Here is a 16,324-nt window from a genome sequence, read left to right as displayed (position 1 = left end):
TTCCGCCTTTTTTCAAAAAGGCGGAGAACGCCGAAGCTTTTTGAAAAAAGCTTCACCAAAAACTTTTATTCCAAAATCCTTATCGATGCCCGAACAGATGCCGGATGTCGTCGCCAAAGTGCTGGAAGGCGGCGTGGGTAGAGCGGTGACGGCGGTTGCCTTCTTCTGACACGACGGTCACGGTTGCCGTCATGCCCGCAGCCAGCGTCAGATCATCGGGGATCTTGTCGATCTTCACGCGCACCGGGATGCGCTGTGCCAGACGCACCCAGGTATAAACCGGATCCACTTCCGGCAGACCCTGCTTGTTCACCTGCGCGTTGTTGCTGGCGATACCCCGGGTGATGCTTTCAACATGCCCGAACAGCGGGTCGTGATAGCCCATCAGATCCATGCGAACGAGATCACCCTCATCGAGATCATGGACCTTGGTTTCCTCGAAATAGCCGTCCACCCAGTAGGAACTGGTATCGATGATGTGGATGTTGACCACACCAGCTGTTGCAAAGTCGCCGGGCCGCATGATGAGGTTGGTCACGATACCGTCGATGGAACTGCGGACTTCCGTTCGCTCAAGGTTGATCGCAGCCTGACGTTCAGCGGCCTGCGCCGCATCGTACTGGGCCTGCATCTGTTGTGAGAGAGCTTCATACTGCCGCTTTTCTTCGACTGAGACGGCGGTGCCGGGGATGGCCTTGCGCCACTGAGCCTGAACGACACGGAATTCCAGATCGGCCTTGCGCTCCGCCACACGGGCCTTGGCCGTATCGAGCGCTACCTTGAAGTCGAATGGATCGATGACATAGAGCACGTCCCCCTTATGGACGAACTGGTTATCCTTCACGCGCACTTCGAGGATCTGTCCCGATACACGAGGGGCGATATTGGCGACCTGCGCACGCACCTGCCCGTTCCGGGTCCAGGGAGAGGCTGTGTAGTAATCCCACAGGATGACGACCACGAGAGCCGCCACCACGAGAATGCAGAGCGTGATGGTAAAGCGGATCAGGCGATGGGCACTGGAAAGCACGGGACGGTCACCTTGGGTTCAGATAGGGAAAAAGCTCAGAGAATCAGGGTGTAGAGGCCGATGAGGCAAATCAGGATGCCAAACTGCGCCAGGGGCGGATCCCAGACAAAGCGCCACAAATCGAACCAGCCCATCATCCAGCGCAGGATGCCGAGCGTGACCAGAGCCAGTGCCAGATTGATGACGAATGCCGACACCAGCACGCCATCAAGGTCCACGACCTGTGTCATCACCATCGCTTGCGTCCTATTCCGTAGTGATGCACGGCGGAACGGTTCAGCCGCACCATGGTGCGGACTGCTTCCAGACCGCCGATACAGTTGATGATCATGGACTGTTCTTCGCGGATTCCTTCGGAAAGCCGTTCGAAAAACATGGCCTGAAGCTCGGGGATTTCGGCTTCCAGCAGACCAAGCCTGTCATGGGCCAGCAGACGCCGCACATGGCGCACCATGGGTCTGAGACCCTGAAGATGCCCGGCCTGATCGAGATAGTGCCGCACGCGTGCGATCGTACTGGAAAAATCCTCCAGCGCCACGAAACGGTTAAAAACCCGTCGCGAACGCAGGCCCGGATCATGCAGTCGTTCCGTCCACATCAGAAACTGGCTGAGGCGCTCGTATTTCCGGCTGAGAAGCGGCGGCCCCATCCGCTCACCATGCCCGGCAAGCTGGGTTTCCAGATCATAGGCAATGGACACGGCCAGCCGGAACCGGTGCCGCCGCGCCGTAGGTGGCCAGAGAAGCACCAGCAGCACAAAGGACAGCACGGCCGCCATCGCATAGAACGTATTGCGCGTGATGAAGGCCAGCGGATCGTAGTTGTGGTGATTGCCGAGCCCAATGAACACCAGAAAGAACACGCCGTAATTGAACCCGATAGCGCTGGTTTTCGGGTTCATCAGCAGCAGACAGGAAATGACGGTCTGCGGCAGGAGCACAAGGGCGAGGCTCAGCATGCTTTCCACATGCGGCAGGATCATGAAATCCAGCCATGCCGCCACGAGAATGCCAGCCGGCATGCCTATGATGGCGCCCTTGCCGAACTGTGCGGTATCGATGGCTGTGGACGCCAGCGTCAGGACAAGGGCCGTTTGGGACAGAGCCGTGACGGATGCCGGAATGCTGGACCCCAGGCATAATGCCGCCGCCACACTGAATCCCAGCAGAACGCGCATCGCGTTGATGAACGCCGTCACATAGTCCGGATTACTCTCAAGCTGCGCCAGTTTGAGCGCATCGCCCGCCGGTGTCGCACGCAGAAGCGTATTCATCCCGGTGCGGATATGCAGGCGGTTGCTGAGCAATGTCGCACAGCGCTCCAGAAACCAGGCTTCCCGCGCTGAGGGGACGAAATCCGGGTCTTCCATGCGGATTTCATCCAGAATCGTATCCATTGTCTCGAGACGGGTCGTGCCGTCCTCGGACCGTTCATGCCAGGCGCGGATGTGACGGATCAGGACGTCGGAAATACCACCGGTTTCCAGCAGCCACGCAATCGCACGGCTTGTGGTCAGGACCGTAAGCATGCCGATGATGCCCAGCCGCGCGCCCGCCATCCGCAGACGCCCGCGCTCGACTTCTGTCCGTGCGTAAGAAATCTGGGTCATGAGCGCGAGGATTTCACCGCTCAGCCCGATCATCTGCTCCGGCGTTGCGATCGGCTCACCCATGATGGCGGACTTGCCGGTCTGCCGCACGCGATGGGACAATGTTTCCATCGCCTTGGACAGCTTGCGCCAGGCTTCGGGAGACCCGGACAGAATATTGACGACAGCAATGGATGCCACGCCGATCGCAATGTCGGAGGCGCGCGCGATACTGACGGGATAGATGTTCTGCGGATCATCCATGGTGGGAATGGCCACGAGCGCAACCGTATAGCCCGCCAGAAGCGCGCCATAGGAGCGGAAGTCTCGCTCCAGCGAGCCCACAAAGGCGCAGGCTGCAATCCAGAGCGCCGCACCGCCGAGGGAGAGGGCACGTTCTTCATTGAACATCGCCACGAGAATAATGGAGACACTTACGCCAAGCACGGTCCCGGCAAGGCGATAGAACGCCTTGGACAGCGCCTGACCGCGCAGAGGCTGCGCAAGGATCATGACAGTCACGCCCGCGCTCGCTGGCGAATCAAGCTGCGACCAGAAGGCTGTTCCCAATGCCAGGACAAGTGCAAACCATGTCCTGAGACTGAACTGGAGCCACCCCGGGCGAAAGACTGACTGTAGTGCTGCGGTCAAGAGCAATGCTCCCCGTCCGGCACAGACTTCATCAGAAACAGTCCCACGGCCCTCGTTACCAGAATCAGACTTCAAACCTTAGGAGCGCTTGTCCTGAAAAGTTAGTCCTCGAATCATCTGGACATGTTTTGACAGACACATCCATGCACGGATGTGTCTGTCTGAGGGCTAGTCTTCTTCTGCGGGCAGGCCGTTACAGGCCGCAGTGAACTTGGGATCCGGATGTGCCGTTGCCTTGCGGCAGTATGTCCGCGCATCGGCACCACACATATTCGTGACATCCTCCATTGCAGAAGACACCACGTCACGCGCGACACCAATATCCTGATTGTGCTCGGGGTCCCCACCTTCTTCCTTGCCCAAGGCCGTCTGGGCCTGATGCATCTCCTTGAGCGAACTGATGCAGGAGTCGCTCGCGGCATCCGGGTTGATCTGCAGGACCCGAAGAATTTTATTGATGGCGAAACCCTGCTGATTGATCGTGGGATCGTCGTCATTGGTCTTGGCTTGGCCATCATCGGACCAGGCCGTGACAGGCGCGGCCAGAGCGACGGCGAGAGGAAGAAGGGCCAGCAGCAGGGCGGGACGGGAATGGCGCTTGATCATGAAATACAGGTTAGGAGAAAACGCCACCCTGACAAAGACCCTGAACGAGACTGTTGCAGGTTGTTGCAAATAGACATCCGCAAGGAATTCCGCCGTCTGCATGGCTTGTCAGCTTGACTCTGGAAGGCGGGATGGGTAATCGGGGCCATTCTTTCGCGGGCGTTCCGGCCCGCTGTCCGGTCCGCAAGGGCCTTACCCGTCGAGAGCCTGATCACCATGAAGATCCGCAACAGCCTGAAGTCCGCCAAGCTTCGTGACAAGGATTGCCGCGTTGTCCGCCGTCGCGGCCGCGTCTACATCATCAACAAGAAGAACCCGCGCATGAAGGCTCGCCAGGGCTGAACCCCTTGGTCTGCCGGATGACGGACGGGCGGCGCTGGCTGATGGCTGGCGCCGTTCTGCTTTGTAGCCCGGCCCTGACTTTTCTGCCAGTTCAGGCCGCGCCCGGCCCTGCAGCCCCTTCGGCTGCCACGTCTGTTACACCGCCTGCCTTGCCCGGCTCCCCTGCGGGACCCGCGAAGGCCACGCCCCCTGCATCTTCCCCCCATCCGCCACGCAAAACGCTCCATGATCGCCTCGTGGAGGCGGAAAAAGCGCTCGCCAAGGCGGGTAATGAAAAGCAGGCTGGCGAGATTTCCGACCGCGCGGAAGGTCTCCGCAGCCGCGCTTTGACCGGCAGCGTGCAGATGCTCATCAGCGATTCGCATGATTCGCTGGAGAAACATGATTTCCAACAGGCGCAGGACGATCTGACCGCCGCCATCACGATCCAGCCCGACCAGTCCGTGCTCTATCGCCAGCGCGCCGCCATCCGGCTGGCTGCGGGCGACAGCAATGGCGCGATTGCCGATCTGGGCGTCGAACTCCAGGCCGATCCCGGCGATCCGATGGCCTGGGGCATGCTCGCGGACGCCGAACATGATCGGCATGAACCCGAAGCCGCCCTTCAGGCCTTCCATCAGATGCTGCTGCTGAATCCGAAATCGCCCGATTCCGACAAACAGCTCAAAACGCTGGAACAGGCCCGCGACGGCCAGCAGGACTGACGCTACCAACAGCGCCTCTTCCCTGTTGCTCCGGCAACCCCTTGTAATGTCGTGTGTTGATCCCCTGATTCCCTTTTTCAGGAGATTTCATATGACAAAGCAGTCCCCCGCCCATGCAACCGCTCTTCCCGAAGCTGACGCCAAGAAGAGCTGCTGCTCCAAGATGAAGACCTGCTGTCAGAAAGCCACGCGCGCCCGTGAAATCGGCCTCGCCGGCATGACCGCCATGGCGACGTTCGGACCCAAGCGCTTCCGTCCGTATTTCCAGCAGATTCTGGCCGTCATCGCGGTCGTGACCGCTTCGGTCGAGTTCTTCCGCAAGCGCAAGGGCTGATTTTCCAGCCCTAAAGGAAGGAAATAGGGTCGATATCAATATCGACCTTTGCTCCACCCACAGGCTTGATATCCCTAAGCCACTGACGCAGAATCGGCTGCACGGCGATGCCCCGCATGGTCCGTAGCAGCAGTCTGCGCCGGTGCCGTCCGCGCAGGACGGCAAGCGGTGCCGGGGCAGGCCCCAGAACCTGCACCCCTTCCCGCTCCGGCGCGGAGAGCGCAATCTCCCGCGCCAGCGCATCCGCGGCGTCCGCACTCGGCGCGCTCACGATCAGTGCGGCCAGCCGTCCATAAGGCGGCCAGAATGACGGGCGCCTCTGCTCGGCTTCCTGCTCCATGAAGGTCTGGAAATCGTTGGAGACCAGCGCCGTCATCACCGGATGCTCCCCCACATAGCTCTGAAGCAGCACGCGGCCCCGATGTTCCGCACGACCCGCACGCCCCGCGACCTGATGCAGAAGCTGCACGGTCCGCTCCGCAGCGCGCAGATCGCCGCCGCCCAGACCCAGATCGGCATCCACAACACCCACGAGCGTCAGTTTCGGGAAATGCCAGCCCTTGGCGACGATCTGCGTGCCGATGATGAGGTTGACCTCCCCGTCCGAAATCTTCCGGACCGCCTCCGCCGTAGCGGCCGGGGAGCCGAGCGTATCGGAGGACATCACCAGCAGTTTCGCGTCCGGAAAACGCAGCTTCGCCTCTTCCGTAATGCGCTCAATTCCCGGCCCGATTGGCACGAGCGAGTTCTCGGCATGACATTCCGGGCAGTCCTTGGGAATCCGCTCGTTATGCCCGCAGTGATGACAGGTCAGGATGCCCCGCGCCCGATGCTCCACCAGCCAGGCCGAACAGTTGGGACACTGCATCCGGTGCCCGCACGCCCGACACAGCGTCAGGGGCGCATAGCCGCGCCGGTTGAGGAACAGCATGGCCTGCTCCTCTTTCTCCAGCGTCTCATCAATGGCGGTACAGAGTTTGGGCGAGAGAAACAGCCCCCGCTCCGGCGGATCGGCCCGCATATCCACCAGTGAAACATCCGGCAGGGTTGCCCCGCCATGCCGCGCGGTCAGGAGTTCATGCCGGTAGCGGCCGCTCTCCACATTCGCGAGCGTTTCGAGCGACGGTGTGGCGGAGACAAGAATCGCGGGCGCATCCGCCAGACGGGCGCGAACAACTGCCATGTCGCGGCCATGATACATGACGCCCTCTTCCTGCTTGAAGGCGCTCTCATGCTCCTCGTCCACCACGACGAGGCCCAGATTGGCAAATGGCAGGAACAGCGCCGAGCGGGCGCCGACCACAACGCGGGCGCTGCCTTCTGCCACCGCGCGCCATGTCTCACGTCGGCGCTTGGCCCCGAGATCGGAATGCCAGATGGCGGGTTCAGCTCCAAAGCGCCGGATGAAACGGTCCGTCCACTGAGCGGAAAGCGCAATTTCCGGCAGCAGAACCAGAACCTGCTTTCCCTTGGCCAGACAGGCCGCCACGGCCTCAAAATAGACTTCCGTCTTGCCCGATCCGGTCACGCCTTCCAGCAGCGTGACCTGAAACCGCCCGGCCTCAACAGGCCCGCAGAGTTCCTGCGCGACTTCGGCCTGTTCTTCGGAGAGCTTTGGCGCACCATGCGTTGGGTCCGGCAGTCCGAACGGGGCGGCGGGGGCGATAACGGCCTCACGCAGCAGACCGACCGTGGCAAGGCCTCGGATGACGGCGGCACTCGCCCCGCTGCGATCTCCAAGTTCGGCAGTGCTCATGGGCGTGGAAGACGCAAAATTCAGCACCGAGCGACGGGCAGGCGTGATGCGCAGATCCCCTTCGGGCTCTGCCGTCCGCACCCAGCCCAGAGTGGGTTTGGGCGCATCCTTCAGATGGATGCGCGTCGCCATCGCCAGCACCAGACCCGGCGGCGTGAGCGTATAGGCCGCGACCCAGTCGATGAAACGGCGCAGGCTCTGCGGGAGCGGGCGCACGTCCATTTTTCCGACAACGGGCCGCAGACGTTCAAGCGGAAGTTCACGCCCCACCGGCAAAGCAAAATCGGCAGGCAGCGTGCGATCGGTTTCCCAAACGCAGCCCACGGTTTCTCGGCGTCCCAGCGGGACCGTCACGAGGTCTCCCGGCTGAAGCGGTTCGGGGGCCAGATAGTCGAGCGGCCCCGGAAACGGCAGCGGCACAAGCACCGAAACGCGCGTTCCGGTGGAAGGTGGCTTTCGCCGGGGATCAGGCTTGGATAGGCTGCTGGATGCCATGACCGTGTCTAACCTCCCCCGCTCCGAAATGCCATGACCGCATCATCACTGATGGCGATCGACGCTCTGCGCGACTGGACCGAATGGCTGACGCATGAACGGCGCTCCAGCCTGCGCACGGTCGAGGCGTATCGGCACGACATCCTTCTGGCGCTCACGTTCTTTCAGCAGCATCTGGGCGGGGAAGTCACGCTGGCCGATCTGGGAAAGCTGTCGCTTGCCGACCTGCGCGCCTGGCTCGCCCATGAAACGGCCCGCAGCGAAAAGCCAACCCGTCGCGCCACCAGCGCCGACTCGCGGGCATGCTCCCGGGCGCGGCATGTCTCCGCGCTCCGGTCGTTCTTCCGGTATCTGGCGCTGCGGCATGATCTGTCCAATCCCGCTCCCTCATTACTCGCCACGCCGCGCATGAAAAAGCGCTTGCCACGTCCTCTGGGGCAGGAAGCGGCGCTGGCCGCGGCCGATGGCATTTCCGACGACGCGGAAACCAGTCAGGCGGCCCTGCGCGACCGGGCACTGTTCACCCTGCTTTACGGCACAGGACTGCGGATAGGCGAGGCGCTCTCGCTCGACATCCGGGACCTAACGAATGCAGGGCAGGACATGCTTCGCGTGGTTGGCAAAGGTGGCAAGGAGCGGCTCGTGCCCCTGCTTCCGGCGGTCATTACGGCTCTGGAAAGCTGGAAGGCGGCCCATCCCTCCCCCGCGCCCGATGCGCCCCTGTTCTGCGGCGTGCGGGGCGGTCGGCTCAATCCCGGCGTGGCCCAGCGCGCCATGCGGAACTGGCGCAAAGGCGAAGGCCTGCCCGATTCCGCCACGCCCCATGCCCTGCGCCATTCCTTCGCCACTCATCTGATGGAAGGCGGGGCGGATTTGCGCACTATTCAGGAACTCATGGGCCACGCCAGCCTCTCGACGACACAGGCCTATACGCTGGCCGACGAAAAGCACCTGCTGGATGTGTGGCGCAAGGCCCATCCCCGCGCGGATCAGGGCTCGTGAAGCGCGCCCTCGTCGCAGCCCTGATTCTGGGCCTTTGCACACCCATGCTCCATGCAGCGCCCGTCTGCGAAATGACCCGTGCGGTCGTGCTGCCACTGCGCGATGATGGCGGCTATCTGAGCGTGCCGGTGACGGTGAACGGCCAGAACGCATCCATGATCGTGGATACGGGCTCCGAAGGCAGCCTCATGACACCGGGCGGCGTCGCAGCCCTGCACCTGCCACCCGACCCCGAACACCGGACGATGATGCAGGGCCCCAACGGCAGCCCGCGGCTTGTGCCAAACATCCGGATTCAGGACCTGAGGCTCGGTACGCATCACTTGGGCAAACTCCCGCTCGGCGCAGGAACAATGGCTGTCGGGGTTCTGCCCGGCTCGCCCATGATCACACCGCCCGTTTTCGGTCTGCTCGGGGCAGATGTGCTGGCGGATTACGATCTGGAATTCGACGTCCCGCACCAGCGCCTGATCTTGTGGCACGTCCATCTGGGCTCCCACGTATGCCAGCAGCCACCCGCTTGGATCGGGCACTGGACGACCATCCCGGTCCACCGGATCTCAGGCCGCCTGACCGTGCCCTTCACGCTGGACGGGCTGAGCGGCACGGCCCTGCTGGACAGCGGCGCGCGCTCGCATATCGTCAGCACGGATTTCGCCCATCGCCTCGGCCTGACGGACGACGAGCTTGCCCTCGATCCGGGCGGCATGACCTCAGGCGTGGATCTGCGGGAGCGCCAGTATCACTGGCATCATTTCAAACGCTTTGAACTGGGTGGCACGGCTTGGACCCGCCCCGTCCTGACTGTCGCCCCGGTCCACGATCAGGCCGACATGCTTCTGGGCTCGGACTGGTTCGCCCATCACGAAATCTGGCTGTCCTACGCCACGAAGCAGCTTTTCTTCCGTTAGGTGCAGGAGAGACCATGCTGACCGCAAACACGACTGGTATCGCCCATCTTCCAAGAGTTAGACAGACGTTTCATTTGAAATTTTTAAGGGGCATACTGAACCCTAACCAATTCAAATGAAACGGAAATAATTTTCAATTCAAAAAAATGGTCGAAACACCTATTGAATGCTAATGTCACTTTCCAATCAAAACATTTGATTTCGTACATACTACCCATTGAATTTTGCAAAAGTCGACAAAAGAGGATTTATGAGTGAGAAGACACGCTCGTTCTCCATCTATTTGCTAAAGGAGAATTTCGATTGCACGAATGCTTTGACGGACAGTCACAATCTGATAGAGGCAGACGGGGCGACAAAGCTGCCTGTAGGATCAAAACTGTACATTCTAGACGCACAGCGCAAACAGCCTTGGTGGCGTGATTATTTCGGTGTGCAAGAAGATCTGTGGCAACAGTTCAAGGGTGCCTTGCTCTTCCTGCCTGTCGAAGAGCGTTGCTTCGCTTTATCGTTTGGGCACGTATTCCATTACCTAAAAGATGAAGCCTACGAGTATGACTTTGGGCTGCGCGTAACGCTGAACAGTCTTGATCCTCAAGAATTAAAAAGCGCGGACATGATCGAACCGGGGCCAGCACGTCGCAAGCGCACACAAGTACCGATATCCACCGAGCTAACCTATCTAGATTTCGACGGTAACAGCGAAATCATCAAGAGTCTGACAGGCAAGGTGCGGAAGGAGTACAAAGAACTTTTCACTACAGCTACTGGCTCAGCGAGCCTGAAGATCAGTATGAAGATCGCTCCAAGTGAACTGACGACACGTTGTGAGACGCTTCTGGCGCTTTATGAGAGCGACGACTACAAGTCTTCATTTCCAAATATTCAAAATATTGTGCCGATAAAGGATCCAACGGAGATAGATAAGCTTGATGCGCTGCTTCTGGATTCGATTAAAAAACGCGATGGAAACACGACGCTAGCAGTTCCCGATATCGTCGATTATCGAGACAACACTTGCTGTATGTTTAATGGACCTGTAGGACAAAGTGACATTTACCCTGACATCTCACTGCAGGCGTTCTACGATTACCTTGGCGATGACTTCGATTTCGAAGCACTCACACTAGAGCAGTTGAAATCTTTCCGCATGGTGCTAACCGATGTAGAAGGCGTGCTCGGACGTTCCTATGGCTTCTATCGCAGCCTTATTTTCGATGTACACCCAAGCGATATGCAGGTGCTTTACCATTTCAACGAAGGAGACTGGTTCAAAGCCCAGATTAGCTTCGTCGAGCGACTCAAGACTTATCTAGATGCGAAGTGTGAAGCTACTGATCTTTGTTCATATAACCATGACGGAGTGAAAGACAGAAAAGCAGTTTATAGCGAGGGCAACTACAATGCAGCAGTTCCTAGCTGGCAAAGCCGCTTTATCTGTCTCGATCAGACAGATATTAACCCTGCGGGTAGCACGAATATCGAACCGTGCGATCTCTACAGCGTCTCAGTCGACGTGGAGGCGATGAGCGATTATCGGGCCTCACTATACCATATCAAAATTTCAACACGCTCCTCTCATTTGAGCCATTTGTTCAATCGAGGCGTGAATTCCATTGAGCTAATCAAATTGGAGGAAACATCACGCAACAAAATGAAGCAGCTTGTGACCGATCGGCTGGGTGCGAACGATCAGGCAATCTATCATAAACCGTTTGACCATTATGATTTTAGGGTCGTTTTCGGGATCATAACCCATAAAAACCCTGCAGCGCACTCGGACAATCTCCCCTTGTTTTCAAAGATTAGCCTGATGCGCAATATGCAACGCCTAGACATGATGCGTGTGCCTTGTGCACTCACCTTTATTCCCGATCAAAGTCTGGAGAAAGGCGGTCACGATAAGCATCAACAATATCTGGTCGAGGTACACGCTGGTGCCCACGGAAACGAAGTCAAGGCTTGCCCAGGCCAAGGATTGAATACGACTGTACCGATCAAACGATGCCCAAAGACCATTAAAGAGAGCGCCGTAGGCACGCGTTACCGCCTAAGACTAAATATATCTGACGACTCTCTCTCTTCACATCATACTTGGCCGTGCGAACGTGTTGATTAAGAAACTATTAATTTTCAAGCGACAGAAAATTGTGGTTACTGCAAAAATAATCATGCCTGCAGGAAAAATGATCAAATAAAAAAGGCCCCTTCCCGAAGGAAGGAGCCTTTTCTGAAAAGCGATGCTCATTCACCCTTGAGACGTGAATTGCACTGCGACCAGTAGCCGCCGCCCTTCTGGATCCATTTCAGCGAACCGTTTCCGCCATTGGCCTTGTTAGCGTTGTACTGGGCTACGCAGGTCTTCTGACGGGCCTTGCCGGCGGAGAGCTTGCTGAACTCCGGCGAGATGGCCGTCGGGAACACGACGTTGCCTGAAGACGCAACGGAAGCCTTCGGAGCGATCGGCGCCTTTGTCCCGGCCGGAGAGGAATCCGGTCCTGCGGCCGTTGCGGGAGCCGCAGGCGTTGCCGTGGTCGTCGGGGTTGCGCCGGATGCGGCCGCCGGGGCAGCAGCGTTGGACGTGTCACCACAGCTCGCGGCCTTGAACGACTTGTAGGACTGGCCGTTCAGGGAGCCGTTCTGCTTGGCCGTCTTGAACGCGGCATGGCATTCCTTGGCGGTCATGGCATGGGCGGGAGCAACGCTCAGACCGGCGGCCAGAAGTGCCGCGAGGGAAAGGCCCGAAAAGGCTTTTGTAAACGTCATGCAGAAAGAACCTTCATTCTGAAATCGGCGGGAGATGACAGCCCCCCGCAGCTTGACCGCCGGATACGCGCACTCAGTTGATGCGCTCACCGTGCAGAACCGTATCGAGACCTTCAAGTTCCTCTTCCGGCGAGACCCGCAGGCCCATCACCAGATCCAGAACCTTCAGAATCACCGTCGTCATGATAACACACCAGACCACCGTCACACCCACGGCCTCGGCCTGCGCCACGACCTGATGGACACTGGCGACCGTCCCGGCCGGGTTGGACGCTGTCGCCGAAAGCGGACCATAGGCGAATGCGCCGGTCAGGATCGCACCGATGATGCCGCCCGTTCCGTGAACGCCGAACGCATCGAGGCTGTCGTCATACCCGAAGCGATGCTTGAGCCAGGTGGCGCTCCAGAAGCATCCCGCACCGGCGATCAGGCCGATGAGAACGGCGCTGCCCGGCAGGACAAAACCTGCGGCCGGCGTGATGGCGACCAGACCGGCCACCGCACCCGAAATGATGCCCAGAGCCGTCGGCTTGCCCGTACGGGCCCATTCGACAACCATCCAAGCCACGCCGCCCGCGGCGGCTGCCACCTGCGTCGTCAACATGGCCATGCCCGCGCGGCCATTGGCGCCCAGCGCGGACCCGGCATTGAAGCCAAACCAGCCAACCCAGAGCAGCGATGCGCCAATAATGGCGTAGGTCAGATTGAACGGAGACAGGTCTTCCGTGCCAACGCCTTTGCGCCGACCGAGAATGATCGCGCAGACCAGACCGGCCACACCGGAATTGATGTGCACGACCGTACCACCCGCAAAATCCACCGCGCCAAGCCCCGCGACCCAGCCGGTCGGGCTCCAGACCCAGTGTGCAACCGGGGCATAGACGAGCAGCAGCCAGGCTACCGTAAAGAGGCACATGGAAGAGAACTTCATGCGCTCGGCATAGGCACCCGTGATGAGGGCAGGAGTGATGACGGCGAACGTCATCTGGAACATCATGTAGACGCTCTCGGGGATCGTCATCGGCACGGCGGCAGGCGTGCCTGCACCGAGCGTGAAGGCGGAATCGACACCCTCATGGAAATTGTCCGCAACACCACGCAGCATGGCGCGCGACAGGTCCCCGATCCACGGCGAACCGGTCGAGAACGCCAGACTGTATCCGGCGATCATCCAGACCAGACTGCCGATGCAGCAGATCATGAAAGACTGGATCAGCGTCGCCAGCACGTTCTTCTTGCGGACCATGCCGCCATAGAACAGCGCCAGACCCGGGATGGTCATCATCAGCACGAAAGCCGTGCTGACGAGCATCCAGGCCGTATCGCCCGTATCGATGGGGGCAGCGGCAGGTGCGGCGTGGGCGATTGCAGGGAGGATGGCGGTGCCCGCTGCGATGGAAAATGCGGAGCGCTTCAGCGCACAGCCGGCCATCAGAGAGCGCCCTCGCCGGTTTCTCCCGTACGGATACGGATGAGCTGATCGAGGCTGGACACCATGATCTTGCCGTCACCGATCTTGCCGGTGCGGGCTGCGGTCATGATGGCTTCGATCACGTCCTCGGCGATCGTGTCGGAAACGGCGACCTCGATCTTGAGCTTGGGCAGGAAGCTGACGTGATACTCGGCGCCACGATAGATCTCGGTCTGGCCTTTCTGGCGGCCAAAACCCTTGACCTCGGTAACAGTCAGACCCTGCACCCCAAGCGGGGTCAGGGCTTCGCGGACGTCATCAAGCTTGAACGGTTTGATGATGGCAGTAACGAGCTTCACGAACGGCATATCCTCGTTGCGGTCTGGCAATCTGTATCAGAGTATGCCCCAGATCATGCCAGTCTCATAATGATATTGGCAGTCCGTTCGTGCCGTTTTCACTGAAATTTCCCTGAACGAACGGGGCTGTTGCCCAAACGCTTCGTCTCAGGGACGCCCGGGCATCCCGCCGGGAGGGACAGCGGGTGGGGTCGCAGGCATATCCGGGCCGCGATAGGGACCATCCTGCGGGCGATTGACCGGCGGCGAGACCAGGTTGTCCGGCCAGGGATTCTGGTCCGGCGTGCCGGAGACGATGGCGGTACGGCCACGCGGCAGACATTCCGGCATTTCGGTGCGCAGACGGCGCAGCATGCGCTCGCGGATGTCGCAGCCCAGATTCCACATCCCGTTCGCATCCGCGGCACCCGCGATCAGACGGATGGAAATGACCTGCGCATTGCTGTCCGCAATCTGACAGCCGATGGAGGTCTTGTCCTGATCCCAGTCGGGGCACTTGGCCAGTTCCTCGAAATAGATCTCCCGCAGACGCTCGACCGGCGTCTGGTAATCCAGCCACAGGAACAGCGAACAGATCAGGGACGGCGAACTGTGCGTCCAGTTCTGGAACGGGTTCTCGAGGAAGTACGAGATCGGCACGATGTAGCGGCGGCGATCCCATGTGCGAAGGACAACATAGGTCGCATTGATTTCCTCAACCCACGCCCAGTCGCCGTTCAGGATCAGCATGTCCTCCATGCGGATCGGCTGGGTGACGGCGATCTGGATGCCGGCCAGAAGGTTCGTCAGAGCCGGTCGTGCGGACAGACCAACGATCAGGGAGGCCGCACCGGCCGAAGCAAACAGCGAGACGCCGAATTTCTGGACCGAATGGAACACCATCAGGGAGGATGCGACCGTCAGCACACCGAACGAAATCTCGATCAGGCGACGCAGGACGCGGATCTGCGTCTGATGGGAGCGGGCGGTGATGTCGTCCGTATGTTCCTTGGCGCTGATCCGGTTGAGGTACTGGTCCGTCAGCAGACGGAACGTCTTGATGATGCCGAAGCCAAGATTGAGAATGAACAGGCACAGGAACATCTGTTCGAGAAAGGCAGTCGTCGCATCGGTAAAGCCGGTCGTGGCCTGAAGGGCGGCACTGACGGCAATGATGATCAGGAAATTGCGGATGGTCGTGCGCAGGCGCGCGATGATGGCGTGAATGAACTGGATGCGGCGCAGACCCGGCAGGCGCGGCAGGGCGTCCGTAATGACCCGGCTGAACAGCATCGCAATCCCGGCAGCCAGCATCAGCAGCAGGATCGAGCCCAGCGGCGCGGGCAGCCAGTCCAGCAGATGCCCGACCCGGCTCATGGAATTGACGTAGGAATGTTCAATCATACGGCCTGCGGTTCCCTTTCCCCTGCGTATTCAGAATCCGCCTTTTCCCGCGGATGATCACGATGACGCAGGACAGAACATCACCGGGAATGAATTGTTCCCTGCCATCCGGCAGTCATACGAAATTATCGAAAGAAAATTCTCTTTCGACGGATGACAGTAAAGCACAACGATGGCAGCCTGAGTGAAATTTTCCAGCCAGGAACGTTTTCAGTATCTCGATTGACTTTGGGGGACACGCATCTCCTTGTCTTTCTTTAACGCTATAGTTTGCGGACTTCAGGAGCATTCATGGGCTATGACCTCAGTATTACCCGAGATTCCGTCTGGACAGGACGTCCAGGCCGCGGCCTGACGCTGGAGGAATGGTTTGACGTCATCCAGCGCGATGACGAGCTCTGTTTCGTCCCCTCGGCAGATCCCCGGAAGTACCCCTCCTGTGACGGCGAATGGCTGGCCCATCCCCACCCTGAAAAGGCCCCGCATGGGACGTTTTTCTCGTGGTGCGGTGGCAACATCATCTACAAGTATCCGGACGAACACCAGATGCTCAAAATGGTCCAGATCAGCCGCAAGCTGAACGCAATCGTCATAGGCGACAACGGCGAACGTTATGATCTGGATGAACATGGGAAGCTGGTCGTAGACGAAAGCGGCCCTGCTCCCCAGCCGGGAGCAGTGGCCTACGGCATTGGCTGCAATCCCTGCGCAAACTTCACGAAGGCCATGGCGGCTTCTGGAACGCAGGATGGGCTCATGTTCTACCAGTGGTATCTTGGGCTGGTCACAGCCATAAATGCCGTCCGATACCAGGACGGCAAGCCGGTCATGACGTTTTCCCTGACACCAGAATTCGTCAGGGAAGATCAGATTTTTCTTGTGCAATATTGCCAGGACCATCCGGACCGGCTGTTTCATCGGGCCGCTCTGGCGCTGGTTCAGTTGCGGCAGGCGCGCTGCGGATCGTAACGCGCGCGCCCCCTTCC

16 protein-coding genes are annotated in these 16,324 nt (G+C 59.6%); 7 read left to right on the top strand and 9 right to left on the bottom strand.

Going from position 1 to position 16,324, the window contains the following annotated elements; translation table 11 throughout:
* Positions 1-79: 79 nt before the first annotated feature.
* From JK202_RS05690 to JK202_RS05675, 4 genes are all read right to left on the bottom strand, one after another.
* Positions 80-1,030, bottom strand: a complete 951-nt coding sequence (locus JK202_RS05690) for an efflux RND transporter periplasmic adaptor subunit (RefSeq protein ID WP_211559046.1) — start codon at positions 1,028-1,030, stop codon at positions 80-82.
* Positions 1,031-1,065: 35 nt separating this feature from the next.
* Entirely contained in the window at positions 1,066-1,266 is a 201-nt protein-coding gene (locus JK202_RS05685; protein WP_211559044.1) for a DUF1656 domain-containing protein, read from the bottom strand.
* Entirely contained in the window at positions 1,260-3,269 is a 2,010-nt protein-coding gene (locus tag JK202_RS05680) for an FUSC family protein (protein WP_211559042.1), read from the bottom strand. Before JK202_RS05680 ends, JK202_RS05685 begins: the two co-directional genes overlap by 7 nt.
* A gap of 168 nt (positions 3,270-3,437) precedes the next feature.
* Positions 3,438-3,977, bottom strand: a complete 540-nt coding sequence (locus JK202_RS05675; RefSeq protein ID WP_249199696.1) for a hypothetical protein — start codon at positions 3,975-3,977, stop codon at positions 3,438-3,440.
* Positions 3,978-4,091: 114 nt separating this feature from the next.
* Between JK202_RS05675 and ykgO the strand changes: the two genes are divergently transcribed.
* The 3 genes from ykgO to JK202_RS05660 all read left to right on the top strand — a co-directional run bounded on the left by ykgO (position 4,092) and on the right by JK202_RS05660 (position 5,255).
* On the top strand, positions 4,092-4,217 hold the full coding sequence (gene ykgO, locus JK202_RS05670; protein ID WP_194253867.1) for a type B 50S ribosomal protein L36: 126 nt from the start codon (positions 4,092-4,094) through the stop codon (positions 4,215-4,217).
* Positions 4,218-4,258: 41 nt separating this feature from the next.
* A complete protein-coding gene (locus tag JK202_RS05665; protein ID WP_211559040.1) occupies positions 4,259-4,921 on the top strand; it encodes a hypothetical protein in 663 nt (220 codons plus the stop codon).
* 91 nt (positions 4,922-5,012) lie between these two features.
* Entirely contained in the window at positions 5,013-5,255 is a 243-nt protein-coding gene (locus tag JK202_RS05660; protein WP_211559038.1) for a hypothetical protein, read from the top strand.
* Positions 5,256-5,265: 10 nt separating this feature from the next.
* Here JK202_RS05660 and JK202_RS05655 read toward each other — a convergent pair whose 3' ends face one another.
* On the bottom strand, positions 5,266-7,506 hold the full coding sequence (locus JK202_RS05655; RefSeq protein ID WP_211559036.1) for a primosomal protein N': 2,241 nt from the start codon (positions 7,504-7,506) through the stop codon (positions 5,266-5,268).
* 48 nt (positions 7,507-7,554) lie between these two features.
* Between JK202_RS05655 and JK202_RS05650 the strand changes: the two genes are divergently transcribed.
* The 3 genes from JK202_RS05650 (at position 7,555) to JK202_RS05640 (ending at position 11,538) form a co-directional block, all read left to right on the top strand.
* Positions 7,555-8,508: a tyrosine recombinase XerC gene (locus JK202_RS05650; RefSeq protein ID WP_211559200.1), complete on the top strand. Its 954-nt coding sequence runs from the start codon at positions 7,555-7,557 to the stop codon at positions 8,506-8,508.
* Positions 8,505-9,419, top strand: coding sequence for a retroviral-like aspartic protease family protein (locus tag JK202_RS05645; protein WP_349291828.1), 915 nt, complete (start codon positions 8,505-8,507; stop codon positions 9,417-9,419). Before JK202_RS05650 ends, JK202_RS05645 begins: the two co-directional genes overlap by 4 nt.
* A gap of 250 nt (positions 9,420-9,669) precedes the next feature.
* Entirely contained in the window at positions 9,670-11,538 is a 1,869-nt protein-coding gene (locus JK202_RS05640; protein ID WP_211559034.1) for a DUF6119 family protein, read from the top strand.
* Between the two features lie 125 nt (positions 11,539-11,663).
* On the opposite strand, the gene JK202_RS05635 is transcribed toward JK202_RS05640, so the two are convergent.
* The 4 genes from JK202_RS05635 to JK202_RS05620 form a co-directional block, all read right to left on the bottom strand.
* Positions 11,664-12,185: a hypothetical protein gene (locus JK202_RS05635; protein WP_211559032.1), complete on the bottom strand. Its 522-nt coding sequence runs from the start codon at positions 12,183-12,185 to the stop codon at positions 11,664-11,666.
* A gap of 73 nt (positions 12,186-12,258) precedes the next feature.
* Positions 12,259-13,617, bottom strand: a complete 1,359-nt coding sequence (locus tag JK202_RS05630; protein WP_283091780.1) for an ammonium transporter — start codon at positions 13,615-13,617, stop codon at positions 12,259-12,261.
* On the bottom strand, positions 13,617-13,955 hold the full coding sequence (locus tag JK202_RS05625; RefSeq protein ID WP_024716650.1) for a P-II family nitrogen regulator: 339 nt from the start codon (positions 13,953-13,955) through the stop codon (positions 13,617-13,619). Before JK202_RS05625 ends, JK202_RS05630 begins: the two co-directional genes overlap by 1 nt.
* Before the next feature lie 147 nt (positions 13,956-14,102).
* Positions 14,103-15,338: a mechanosensitive ion channel family protein gene (locus JK202_RS05620; RefSeq protein ID WP_249199694.1), complete on the bottom strand. Its 1,236-nt coding sequence runs from the start codon at positions 15,336-15,338 to the stop codon at positions 14,103-14,105.
* Between the two features lie 291 nt (positions 15,339-15,629).
* On the opposite strand from JK202_RS05620, the gene JK202_RS05615 reads away from it, so the two are divergent.
* Complete coding sequence (locus tag JK202_RS05615; protein WP_211559030.1) at positions 15,630-16,307, top strand: hypothetical protein; 678 nt, start codon at positions 15,630-15,632, stop codon at positions 16,305-16,307.
* Positions 16,308-16,324 lie beyond the last annotated feature (17 nt).

The organism is Gluconobacter sp. Dm-62 (genome assembly GCF_018256155.1).
Classification (GTDB): domain Bacteria; phylum Pseudomonadota; class Alphaproteobacteria; order Acetobacterales; family Acetobacteraceae; genus Gluconobacter.
The sequence above is the reverse complement of the archived record's forward strand: the minus strand, read 5'-3'. Positions and strand labels throughout refer to the sequence as shown.

Excerpts from the sequence above, each read along its gene's own strand:
- JK202_RS05685 (WP_211559044.1), bottom strand. The coding sequence starts at position 1,266 with ATGGTGATGACACAGGTCGTGGACCTTGATGGCGTGCTGGTGTCGGCA.
- JK202_RS05675 (WP_249199696.1), bottom strand. The coding sequence starts at position 3,977 with ATGCAGACGGCGGAATTCCTTGCGGATGTCTATTTGCAACAACCTGCA.
- ykgO (WP_194253867.1), top strand. The coding sequence starts at position 4,092 with ATGAAGATCCGCAACAGCCTGAAGTCCGCCAAGCTTCGTGACAAGGAT.
- JK202_RS05665 (WP_211559040.1), top strand. The coding sequence starts at position 4,259 with ATGGCTGGCGCCGTTCTGCTTTGTAGCCCGGCCCTGACTTTTCTGCCA.
- JK202_RS05660 (WP_211559038.1), top strand. The coding sequence starts at position 5,013 with ATGACAAAGCAGTCCCCCGCCCATGCAACCGCTCTTCCCGAAGCTGAC.
- JK202_RS05655 (WP_211559036.1), bottom strand. The coding sequence starts at position 7,506 with ATGGCATCCAGCAGCCTATCCAAGCCTGATCCCCGGCGAAAGCCACCT.
- JK202_RS05640 (WP_211559034.1), top strand. The coding sequence starts at position 9,670 with ATGAGTGAGAAGACACGCTCGTTCTCCATCTATTTGCTAAAGGAGAAT.
- JK202_RS05635 (WP_211559032.1), bottom strand. The coding sequence starts at position 12,185 with ATGACGTTTACAAAAGCCTTTTCGGGCCTTTCCCTCGCGGCACTTCTG.
- JK202_RS05630 (WP_283091780.1), bottom strand. The coding sequence starts at position 13,617 with ATGGCCGGCTGTGCGCTGAAGCGCTCCGCATTTTCCATCGCAGCGGGC.
- JK202_RS05620 (WP_249199694.1), bottom strand. The coding sequence starts at position 15,338 with ATGATTGAACATTCCTACGTCAATTCCATGAGCCGGGTCGGGCATCTG.
- JK202_RS05615 (WP_211559030.1), top strand. The coding sequence starts at position 15,630 with ATGGGCTATGACCTCAGTATTACCCGAGATTCCGTCTGGACAGGACGT.